This window comes from Roseateles amylovorans (genome assembly GCF_025398155.2).
Classification (GTDB): Bacteria; Pseudomonadota; Gammaproteobacteria; order Burkholderiales; family Burkholderiaceae_C; genus Roseateles; species Roseateles amylovorans.
In genome coordinates this window covers 1,299,010-1,310,384 of the sequence record NZ_CP104562.2, presented here as the reverse complement: position 1 = coordinate 1,310,384, position 11,375 = coordinate 1,299,010, and the positions used below count along the sequence as shown (strand labels likewise).

5 protein-coding genes are annotated in these 11,375 nt (G+C 68.9%); 2 read left to right on the top strand and 3 right to left on the bottom strand.

Annotated features, from left to right (window positions below):
* The first annotated feature begins 1 nt into the window (after nucleotide 1).
* Nucleotides 2-3,145 carry an Ig domain-containing protein gene (locus tag N4261_RS05660; RefSeq protein WP_261759233.1) on the top strand — a complete coding sequence of 1,048 codons (3,144 nt, stop codon included), beginning with the start codon at nucleotides 2-4 and terminating at the stop codon, nucleotides 3,143-3,145.
* A gap of 156 nt (nucleotides 3,146-3,301) precedes the next feature.
* Here N4261_RS05660 and N4261_RS05655 read toward each other — a convergent pair whose 3' ends face one another.
* The gene (locus N4261_RS05655; RefSeq protein WP_261759232.1) at nucleotides 3,302-4,405 is read right to left on the bottom strand and encodes an NADH:flavin oxidoreductase/NADH oxidase; all 1,104 of its coding nucleotides are present in this window, start codon (nucleotides 4,403-4,405) and stop codon (nucleotides 3,302-3,304) included.
* 195 nt (nucleotides 4,406-4,600) lie between these two features.
* Nucleotides 4,601-8,233 carry an RICIN domain-containing protein gene (locus N4261_RS05650; RefSeq protein WP_261759231.1) on the bottom strand — a complete coding sequence of 1,211 codons (3,633 nt, stop codon included), beginning with the start codon at nucleotides 8,231-8,233 and terminating at the stop codon, nucleotides 4,601-4,603.
* 626 nt (nucleotides 8,234-8,859) lie between these two features.
* Here N4261_RS05650 and N4261_RS05645 point away from each other — a divergent pair.
* Nucleotides 8,860-10,401: a methyl-accepting chemotaxis protein gene (locus tag N4261_RS05645; protein ID WP_261759230.1), complete on the top strand. Its 1,542-nt coding sequence runs from the start codon at nucleotides 8,860-8,862 to the stop codon at nucleotides 10,399-10,401.
* An 87-nt stretch (nucleotides 10,402-10,488) separates the two neighbouring features.
* On the opposite strand, the gene N4261_RS05640 is transcribed toward N4261_RS05645, so the two are convergent.
* Nucleotides 10,489-11,208, bottom strand: a complete 720-nt coding sequence (locus N4261_RS05640) for an NUDIX hydrolase (RefSeq protein ID WP_261759229.1) — start codon at nucleotides 11,206-11,208, stop codon at nucleotides 10,489-10,491.
* Between the last annotated feature and the right edge of the window lie 167 nt (nucleotides 11,209-11,375).

Sequence of the window (11,375 nt, the reverse complement as noted above, 5' to 3'; positions counted from 1 at the left end):
CATGAGCGATCGACGCAGTCGTTCCACCCCCCACGCTTCCGCCTCCGCCAGCACCGGCGCCGCTCGGCGCCGCCGGCCGGATTGCCCGCGCTGCCGACGGGCGCGGATCTTCGTCGCCGGCATGCTGGCCGCCGTGGCTGGTCTGGCCATCCACGCCTGGGCCGGCGACCCGGCGCCGACACTCAAGCTCGCCCAGGCCGCGCCGACAACAGCCTCGCCCATGGTGCAGGTGCCGGTGCAGATTCCCGCCATGCAACTGCAGGTGCCGGTGTCCGCCAAGGTCGCGGGCGTGGCCTCCGCGGCGGCCTCGGCGGCCGCCGCGTTGAACACGCTGTCGGCCAAGAGCGCGGAAGCGGCCAGTGCCGCCGCCGCGGCGGCGTCTGCCGTCAGCTTCCCGCTCCGCTTGCCGGAGGCAGCCTCCGCAGCGGCGGCTGCGGCAACAGCGTCATCGCTGTCCGCCGCCTTGAACACGGCGATCGCGTCGGCGATGGCCCAGGCGGCGTCTGCGGCGTCAATCCCAGGCGCAGGCGCAGCCGCATCCGGTCCCGCATCCGCACCCGCGGTCAACAAGACGACCGCTGGCCCCTCGGACAGCGCCAGCCGACCCCAGGCCGGCACGACGCCCGGCGCAGCGCCAGGTACAGCGCCAGGTACAGCGCCAGGTACAGCGCCAGGTACGGCGCCCGGCACGATGTGGATGAAGCCGCGCCGAGCCGATGAGGCGCGGGATCTGCGGCTGGTCTACATCACCGTGCCGCTGCCCAGCGGTCGGCGCGGCGTGCCTTACCCGCCGCGCGAGCTGGTGCAGGGCGGCCGTCCGCCCTACCGCATCCTGCTGGAGGGCACCGCGCCCCCGGGGCTGAACTTCGATGCCCAGGGACGTCTGTCCGGCACGCCGACCCAGGTCGGCAATTTCAGCTTCACGCTGACGGCCGAGGACGCCTCGTCCACCGTGATGGAGGCTCAGCAGAGCTATGTGCTGCGAATCGTCGACCCGGCCCCGGCCACCCGCGCGGCACCGGCCCGCGCGAAGCCGCCCGCCACGCCGCCGCCGCCCACCGGCATGACCGGGCTGCGCCAGGAGGACCTCGATGCCGTGGTAGATCTCAATGCCAACGTGCCGGCCAGCTACCGACTGACAGCGGACGATGTCGCGGCCCTGCTGCCTGACGCACCGCCGGCCCCCGCGTCCGCGGCCACAGGCAGCACCGACAGCGCCGACGCAGGCAAGGCCGACACCGGCCGTGCCGCCAAGGACGGCACGGCCGAGCCCCCGCCTGTGGCGGTGGCCGGCGGCACGCCGTCCACCAAGGACAGCAAGGACAACAAGGACGCCACGCTGAACGCCCCCACCGCGGATCAGCTGCGGGCCATCATCACACCGCTGGTCGACATCGAATATCCGACCCTGGCCTTGTTCCGCCGCGCCCTGGAATCGCGCCGCTGCGACTACTTCCTGCGCCATGTGGCGGACATCGCCGCGCAACGCAAGGAGACGGTGAAAGCCAGTTGCCCGGAGCCGACGTCGATCAGCGCGGCAGCCGCATCGGAGGCGACGGCCTCCGCCTCGGAGTCCTCCACCAGCTCGACCACCTCGAAACAGCGGTACGGCGCCGCAGGATCCAGTGGCTCAGGCCAATCGGCCGTGCCCTTGAAGGCGGACGAGGTGGCCGATCTGCCGCAGTTCTACGCCTCGCTGCTCAGCCCGACCAACATCGAGGACATCGTCCAGGTCGCGCGCAAGATCCATCCGCTGGACAAGGCCGAACCGCTGCGCTGGACCAGCACCGGCTGTGCTTGCTCGCCCAACAAGAACCGCAACCAGGTGGTGGGTTTCGCGAATTACTGGATGAGCCCCAAGACGGCGTTCGAGGTCGACTTCAAGGAGTTCACCCGGCTGCAGTACATGGGCGCGGTGCTCCAGGACGACGGTCGTCTGGCGCTGCCGCCCGACCTCAAGGGCGACGCCTCCGGCTTCTCGGCCGAAGCCCAGCGGCACCGTGTGAAGATGGATCTGGTGGTCTATCGGCGCGAGTGGCGGACCTTGCTGGCGATGCCCCAGACCCAGCAGGACGCCCTGGTCCAGCGCGCCGTCGAGGAGGCCCTGGCCTTGGCCGACGAACGACGCAGCGACTGGCAGGCGAAGCTGCGGCCTTTGATGCTGCCCGGCTGGCGTGAGCCGGACCGGGTGTTCAACGGCATCACCGTGTTCTTCGAGGACTCGCCGACCGAGCCGGAGCAACGGGCGAAGTTCAAGCGGTTCCTGTGGCAGTTCATGGACAAGCTCACAGCGAAGATGAAAGCCAATCGGCAGCCCTACGATGTGAACCTGGTGGTGCCCGACCTGGAAGTGGGTCAGGCCGATGGGCCCTACAGCTTTGCCAAACTGACCGCCTTCATTCAGGACACCGAATACGACACCCCGGCGGCGAACGCCTCGTCAAGCGCCGCCACACGGCGGACCCGTGGACGGGATGACGAGGTGGCCAACCACCGGTCCAGCGGTCTGCATGCCTATCTGCTGGTCCTGATGGGCGATCCCAGCGACGACAGCGCCATCCGGCTGCGGGACATGGTGGACCGCGAGGGGTCGGTCGACGGCGAGGCGCGCATCGACTTCCTGGAAAGCGTCGTGCCCGTGGTGTTCCACCGTCTCGGCGAACCCACGCCGAAATCACAGACCGAGGTCGAATCCATCGGCAGCACCTTGTCCTATCTGGAGTGGACTTTCGCCGGCGCGGCGACCTGGCCGCTGCCACGCGCCGAGGTGGGCCAGGGGGCGGCGATCCTGGCCGAGCTCGATCAGCATTTCCTCAAGAAGACCGAAGCCTCGGGGCCGCTGTGCGCCTTCGTCTGCCCCAACCGCGTGCCGCTGCGCCTGCTGCTGGAGTTCCTGGTGCTGGCCGAAGCGAGCGCCCTGGCGCTCTATGCGTGGAGCTGCCGGGTCCGGCGCCAGGGCCGCCATGTGCTGGCGGGGCTGTGGATCGGCTTTGTGCTGACGCTGGCCGTGGCCATCGCGATCCTGAGTTGCGATCCCTCGCTGACCGCGTGGCGGGATGCGAACTACCTGCTCTACGGCGTGATCGCGATCCTGGTCATCGGCGGCGTGATCGTGACCTTCAAGCCGCGGGTGCAGGAACCTTGATGGCGGCAGCGCCAATGACAAGCGCCAATGACATGCGCCAATGACAAGCGCCAGAGGCCTTCGGCCGCTGGCGCCGTACAGGCCCTTCAGACGGTGCGGCGGGGTGCGGCGCGGTAAGGGTTCAATGACACGCCCCGCCACACCGCACGGTGGGGATCAGCCCTGGGCCGGCTGATAGCGCTCCAGCCAGTGCGCATACGGCGCGGGCAAGACCCAGGACGGACGTTCCCGCTTGAGCGCCAGCGCCGTCTGGTAGGGCCAGTGCGGATTGGCCAGCATGGCGCGGCCCACCATCACCAGGTCCATCTGCTCGGCGCGGATCACGCCATCGGCCAGCGTCGGGGTGTCGATGCCCCAGGACGAGGCGACCGCCAGGCCGGCCTCGCGGCGCACCCGTTCGGCGATCGGCGCGAGGAAGGCTGGTCCCCAAGGGACCTGGGCCTCCGGCGTGGAGAAGCCGACGCTGACATTCAGCAGGTCCAGGCCCGACTCGCGCATGGCCCGCACCAGGGCGATGGCCTCGGTGAGCGTCTCCTCATCCCGGCCGTCGAACTCGATCACGCCGAAGCGGGCGGTCAGCGGCAGATGCTGCGGCCAGACCTCGCGCACCGCACGCAGGGTGTCCAGCAGGAAGCGGCCACGGCGCACCGCGTCGCCGCCGTAGGCGTCGTCGCGCTGGTTGGCATGGATCGAGAAGAAACTCTGCGCGAGATAGCCGTGCGCAAAGTGCAGCTCCAGCCATTCGAAGCCGGCATCGCGGGCGCGCACTGCAGCCGCCACGAAATCTGCCTGCACGCGGGCGATGTCGTCCGTCGTCATGGCCTTGGGCGTCTTCGACAGCTGCTTGCCGAAGGGCACGGCGGACGGCGACAGCGTGGGCCAGCCGCGGGAATCGCCCTCGGCGATGTGGTCGTCGCCCTCCCAGGGGCGATTGGCGCTGGCCTTGCGACCCGCATGACCGATCTGGATGCCGGGCACCGCCCCGCCGGACTTGATGGCCGCCGCAATGCCAGCCAGCCCGCGGGCCTGGTCGTCATTCCACAGGCCCAGGCAGGCGGGGGTGATGCGGCCTTCGGGCGACACGCCGGTGGCTTCGACGATCACCAGCCCCGCGCCGCCGCGAGCCAGACCGGTGTAGTGGGCCAGGTGCCAGTCGTTGACCAGGCCGTCGACCGCGCTGTATTGGCACATCGGCGGCACCGCAATGCGGTTGCGCAGGGTCACGGACTTCAGGGTGAACGGAGAGAACAGATCGGACATCGTGGCAGGACCTTGATTGAGCACTGCTGCAGGCCAGCAGTGTCGGCAGTAGTGACGGAATCGACACGGCTGTTCCCACCCCGCGGCTCACCGCACAGCGGGCTCTGACAGCCGCGAGCCGCGGAGTCTAGGAGCGGCGGCCCGGCCCCCGTGACAGTAGGGACACTGCGTGGGCGGGGGCGCAGGACGCACACGTCAGGGCCATGCCCGCTGGATCCAGCCATTCAGCGTGGAGATACGTGCCGGATCCGCCCCGAGCGTGCCGGCCTTCCACACCGCGTACTGCAGCTTCTGCTCGCCGGTGATGCGGTAGTCCACCGAGTTCATCGCATAGACGCCGGGCGACAGCAACACCAACGGCTGGCGGCTGCGGTCCAGGCAGAAGGCAAAGCCCGCCGTCGGTTCCGGCTCACCCAGGTCGGTGTTGTTGGGATCGCACCGCCGCCAGGCCGCCGGATCCGTGGTGGCATAGACCTGGTTGAACTGTCGCAACGCGCCGTTGAGCACCAGCAGCGAGAAGTTGGACTGCAGCTGGTCCAGCCGCTTGTAGCGCGAGCCGGCGGTGCCCTGCGTCGACGTCGCATCCATGAAGTTGGTCGGCATGAGGTGCTTGAGCACCTGGGCCCGGCTGAAGCGGCCGCGGTTGTCGATCAAGGATCGCGTATCGGTGGCCACATACAACGGGATGGCATTGTTCACATACTGCGCCGACTTGATGCGCGCCTGCAGCAGCCGGATGTGGCTGAGGGTGGCGGCGGTGGCCGTGGCGGGGGTGCCGGTGCCCAACTGATCGGCGAGGACCTCGTCGAAGCCGGTGAGATAGGGCCAGTCCACCGAGAAGTTCACCCAGTCGCTTTGCGCACCCGGGTTGATGGTGACCTGCGCCTGGTACCAGGCATTGGTCCGGTAGTAGGAGCCCGGCTTGTTGCCGGCCTCCCAGGCCATGAACCATTCGCGGGTGAGCTTGCCGCTGCTGTCCTGGTCGCTCTGGTAGACCATGTGCGGCGCCAGATAGAACGCGCTCACCGTGTTGAACGGCCAGCCGCGGACTTCACCCCGGCCCTTCCAGGTCTTGGCGGTGGCGTCGTAATCGCCGATGAACCATTGCTGGTTGCCCTCCAGCCCGAAGCGCTGCGCCCATTCCCACTGCTGCACCACATTCCATTGCAGCAGGCTGCCCACCACCCGCTCGATGAAGGCATTGGTGGTGAAGGCCGCCGGCTCGGCCGCCGTGTTGCTCGCCGAGGCCAGCTTCTGCAGATTTGCCGCGCCGACCTGCGCGCCGTACTGGCCGGACGGGGCGATGTGATTGCCGCGCCCGCCGCCGAGGAACGCATACACCTCGAAGCCGTACGGCTGCAGCAGGCTCTGGATCTCATTGCGCTGAGCAGGCGTGAGATGACTCCAGTCGCCGTAGACGCCATTGGGATTGCGGTGCGACTCGAACCAGGCCGCGACCTTCTTGGTCGTGGCCAGCGGATTCAGCCGGCCGTTGCCGGCGAAGGTCGCTCCGCCTTCGAACGAGCCGGCGGCATTCGCGCCCACCGGCCAGATGTCCATCGGATGCATGGCCGGCAGGTAGGCATTCCAGTCCGGATACTGGATCGGCATCTGCACCTCACGCGCATTGAGGGTGGCGTTGGCATCCATCACGCGGTCGACATCGGCCTGGGTGAGCGCCAGCGCCGTGCCGTCCAGCGGCTTGCCGAACAGCGACTTGACCGCGTCGGTCGGCGAATCCAGCACCGCCTCGAGGCCCGCGCCGGCGGCCCATTCGGCGATGGGTTTGCTGTCCAGGCCCGGGCCCGGCTGGTAGGGCGGATTCCACGGCGCAGCCTGCGCCACATGCGGCACCGCCTGCTGGCTGTAGCGCAGGAAGGCGGCGATCTGCTTGCCCTGGGCGTCGGTCAGGCCGTGGAAGCGCGAACGCTGAACGATGGCGTTGTTGGAGTAATTGAAGTACTGCAGATCCCGGCCATCGGAGGCATGGCAGGAGGCGCAGGCCGCCTTGATCGCACGGCCGGTCAGCGCGGATTTCATCAGTCGGTTCTGCCCATACCAGAGCGACTCACCGGCGCTCACCTCGGCGGTGAGCGCCTTGCCAGCCAGCTTCTCGGTCTGGATGTCGGCCATCTGCACCGCGTTGGTGGCCAGGCTCTGGCCCTGCGCATCGCGCAGTTGCAATGCGATCACGCGGTAGCCGTTGGACTCGCCATCAGTGCCGTTGAATCGGAACTGCACCAGGTTCACGCCGGCCACCAGGCGCGCCCGCGTGGCGGCATCGAGCGCGAAGCCGATGCGCACGGTGTAGGCACCGCCGCGGTTCAGACCACCCTGCACCCGCTCGGCATCCGCCAGGGTCATGGTGCTGTCGGTGATGTCGACCCAAGGGATGTTGCCGGCATTGGCCGGCGCGGTGCCGCCCAGCACCCGCAGACTGCCCTTGATGCGGGTCGGGGGCAGCCGGGTGGCCTCGAATTCAGGCGGCCCGAAGAAGCCGCAGCGATGGCATTTGAACCAGAGCTGCGTCGCGGTGCCCAGGCGTGCCGCATCCAGGGTGAGGTTGGCGGTGGCGATGACCGGCGCATCCGGCATGCCGTCGCCCAGCAGTTCCAGCGGCAGCTGCAGCGCGGTGGTGGGGCCCGGGGTGGGCGTGGGGGTGGGCGTCGGATCGGTGGTCGGCGGCGTGGTGCCGCCGCCGGTGCCGGGATCGGTCGGCGTGGTGCTGCCGCCATCGCCGGTGCCCGGGGGGGGCGTCGGCGCGGCCGGCGGCACGAAGACCTGGTCGCTGTCGGCGCCGTTGATCACCAGTTGCCATTGCTGATTGGCCTTGTCGACGCCGCACTCCCATTGCTGGAGCACGGCGCCGCTGGCGCGGCTTTCATCCTTGATGTCGATGCACTTGCCGCTGTGCCCGGCCTGCAGCAGCACCGCACCGGCCGAGAGGATCGGCGTGAAGTGCTGATTGGCGCCGCCGTTGTCGACCCATTGCTGGATCGCCAGGCCGCTGTCGACGCCGCCGGTGGCCACATCGATCAGCTTGCCGCTGCGCAGGTTCTGGAGCCGATAGCGACCATCCGCCGCCACGCTCAGGTCGAAGCGCTGGCTGTCGCCGCTGGCGCAGGCGGTCTGCACCGCGCGGGCGCCGTCGGCGGTGCTGGCACCGTCGACGTCCAGGCACAGGCCGGACAGCGCCGAGCGGAAGCTGAACTGGCCGATCGGCAGCAGGCCACGCGCCACGCCGGCCGTGGTTGATTGCGGATAGAGCAGCAGCAGTTGCTCGGGCTGCGCATTGCAGCTCATCTGCTTGAGCGCCTGGCCCTGCACCGCCACGCATTTGCCGCTGCCGCTGTTCTTGAGGCTGTAGCGCACGCCCTGGGTGCGCTGCAGGGTGAAGCGCTGGGCGGTGGTGTCGTTGGCGGCCCAGAGCTGGATCGCCGCGCCTTCAGCGGTGGACATCGCCTCGAGGTCCAGCGACAGGCCGGTGGCCACGTTCACCAGCCGCCAGGTGCCGTCGGCATTCATGCTGAGGTCGTAGGACTGGGCGGTGGCGCCACTGCAGGCCGCGGTGACCACGGTACCGCGGGTGGCGCTGGTGCTGCCGGACAGGCACAGCCCGGACGAGGCCTGCGCCAGCACATAGCGGCCGGCCGGCACCGTCACCGCCACGGGTGTGGGGTCCGCAGCCACCGGCGTCGCCTTGGTGCCGTCGGCCGCGTGGTCTTCACCCCCGCAGGCGCTGAGCACGGCCGCGCCGAGCAGCGCCGCGCCATGGCGAGAGGCGAATGCGCGCCAGCCTCGGCGCACTTGGATTTGTTGAGCGTTCACAGGGGGTCCTCCGCTGATGGCCACGGCATTGAATGGCCTGCCGTGTGACCTCAGACCGGGCGCATTAGAGGAAAGCACCGTGTCGCCCGCAAGCGCGCCGCCGCCTTGGATACGAACTTGAAACACCCGTTACCCGCGCGTCGGTATGGACCCCACAGCGAAGCCTCAAGCTACTCCATCGAGGAATGGGCGAGGCGGGCCGCACCGTCTACCCTGCCGCGCCCCGGCCGCCGTCCAAGGTCCGGAGCACCCAACGCGCGCAGTCGCCAGTCGACCGCCATGACGTGTCGGCCGGCCTGTGCAGGCCATCACGTGTCGGCGATGGGGACGTCCGCGATGGGCGACCGTGACTCACCGCCCTGCACGGCGGACGATCGGCTGCGATGTACAGCGCACGCTGGCGCGGCCCGTGGTTCATCCAGTCCGACGGCCTGGGCGACTGACGCGCAGTGGTCCGGTTCGACGACGCGTGCCGCCCGCGCCACGTCCAGGAGCCACCGCGCCTCATTCCGTCCACAAAGCACGAATTGACCCGGGATTGACGCCCTTCTCCCATTCCTCTGGATCGGCCCCGACGCCTACATTGAGCCCAATCCGCTTTTGCGAATGAATGAGAAGGAGACTGCGTGAAACTCAACGATATGCGGCTGTCGGTCCGCCTGGCCGCCGGTTTTGGGGTGGTGCTGCTGCTGCTGGCCACGATCATGGTGATCGGCAGCCTCAGCCTGGGGCGCACCGCCCAGTCCACGCGCGACATGATGGCGATCCCGCTGCAAAAGGAACGGCTGGTCAGCGAGTGGTACATGCTGACGCTGGTCGGCGTGAAGCGCTACACCGCGATCGCCAAGAGCGCCGACACCACGCTGTCGGACTACTTCGTCGAGGATGTGAAGATCTCCACCGCCCGCGGCAATGAGATCGTCAAGACGCTGGACGGCCTGCCCAAGAGCGATGAAGAAAAGAAAGTGGTGGCCGAGCTGACCGAGGCCCGGAAGAACTACATCGCCACCCGCGACCGCATTGCCGCCGTCAAGAAAGCCAACAACACCGAGGAGGCCGAACGCATCCTCACGCAGGAATTCCGGCCGCAGTCCGAGGTCTACCTGGGCAAGATGTCCGGCTACCTCAAGTTCCAGCAACAGACCCTGGATGAGATGGCCGCCGGCGTGGACAGCGCGACCACCCGCGCGCAATGGAACATCGCCGTGATCGGCGGCTTGGCGCTGGTCATCGGCGCGGTGTTCGCCTGGATGCTGACCCGCTCGGTGACGGTGCCGCTGCGCCGCGCCAGCGAGGTGGTCGAGGCGGTGGCCGCCGGCGACCTGACCCGCTCGGTGCAGAGCGAGGGCGATGACGAAATCGCGCACATGATGCGTTCGCTCGACACCATGCGGCTGAGCCTGCAGCGCGCCATCTCGCAGGTGCGGGATTCGTCGGAGAACATCCAGAACGCCTGCCAGGAAGTCTCGGCCGGCAACCAGGACCTGAGCCACCGCACCGAGCAGACCGCCTCCAATGTCCAGCGCGCCGCCAGCGCGATGGAGCAGCTCAACGGCACGGTGGGCCAGACCGCGATGTCCTCGCGGGAGGCCAACCAGCTCGCCACCAATGCGGCCGATGTGGCGCAGCGCGGCGGCAAGGTGGTGGCCGATGTGGTGTCCACGATGCGCGGCATCCACGGCAGCTCGCGCAAGATCGCCGACATCATCGGCGTGATCGACGGCATCGCCTTCCAGACCAACATCCTGGCGCTGAACGCCGCGGTGGAAGCGGCGCGGGCCGGCGAACAGGGCCGCGGCTTCGCGGTGGTGGCCTCCGAGGTGCGCAGCCTGGCGGGACGCTCGGCCGCCGCGGCCAAGGAGATCAAGTCCTTGATCGAGGCCAGCGTCGAGCAGGTCGAGACCGGCACGGACCTGGTCAATCGCGCGGGCGAGACGATGACGGAAGTGGTGAACGCGATCCACCGCGTGACCGGCATCGTCGGCGAGATCAGCGTGGCCAGCGCCGAACAGGCGCAGGGCGTGTCCCAGGTGTCCGGCGCGGTCAGCGAAATGGATGCGGCCACGCAGCAGAACGCCGCCATGGTGGAGGAAATCGCCGCAGCGGCCTCCAGCCTGCGCGGCCAGGCCCAAAGCCTGGTGGAGGCGGTGCGGGTGTTCCGGCTCTGAGTCGACCCCCACCCTGACGCCGGTCTGCGGCGTTGCCGCCGTCCCCAAGCGCCTGGCACTCTCTCGGAGTCCAGGCGCTTTGTCTTGTCAGGCCACCGGGAGGTTGCTGGACGAGGTGGCCAGCCGCGCCGCATGCGGCCGACGGCGGTAGAGCTGCGCCGGCCGATGGCCCGCACCGGTGGTGAAGGCGCCGTCAATCTCCTCGATCACATTCAGTTCCTCGATGCGCCGGCGGAAGCTGCGCTTGTCCAGCGCCATCTCCAGCAGATGCTCGTAGGTGAGTTGCAACTGGCTCAGGGTGAAGGTCTCCGGCATCAGGTGCACCGGCAGCGAGGAGTACAGGGTCTTGGACCGCACCCGCTCGACCGCGGTGCGCAGGATCTCCGCATGGTCGAACGGCAGCGAGCGGGCCGCATCGATCGGCGCCCAGCGAAAGCGCAGGTTGTCCCGCTCGCAGATATGGCCGGGCACCATCGCGTAATAGGCGATCGACAGCGACCAGCCGCGCGAATCCCGATGCTTGCCGGAGAAGGTGCGCAACTGCTCCAGATAGGGACTCTCCAGGCCCGCCTTGTCGCGCAGGATGCGCACGGCGGCATCATCGGCATCCTGGTCCTCGTCGGTGTGGACCCAGCCGCCTGGCAGGGTCCAGGCGCCTGCGGCGGGCTCGCGTTCGCGCTGGGTGAGGCCCGCCTGCAGCCGACCGTCCAGAATGGTGAGCAACACGATGTCGACGGTGACGATCGGCCGCTCCGCATCGCCCGGCGGGGGAAGCGGCGCTGAAGGGAGGACAGGGGATCGGGTCATGGACGGTGCGGACGAGGCAGACGATGGAAACCCGTGGCACGGGCGGCACGGACGGCACGAGTGCCGCGGGTCGACGGGACAAGGGGCGCGGTCGGACCCGAGAGCTTCGTGCTGAAGGGCACGAATTCTGTCGACGACCCTCTTGGCTGTCCATCCCGATCACACGC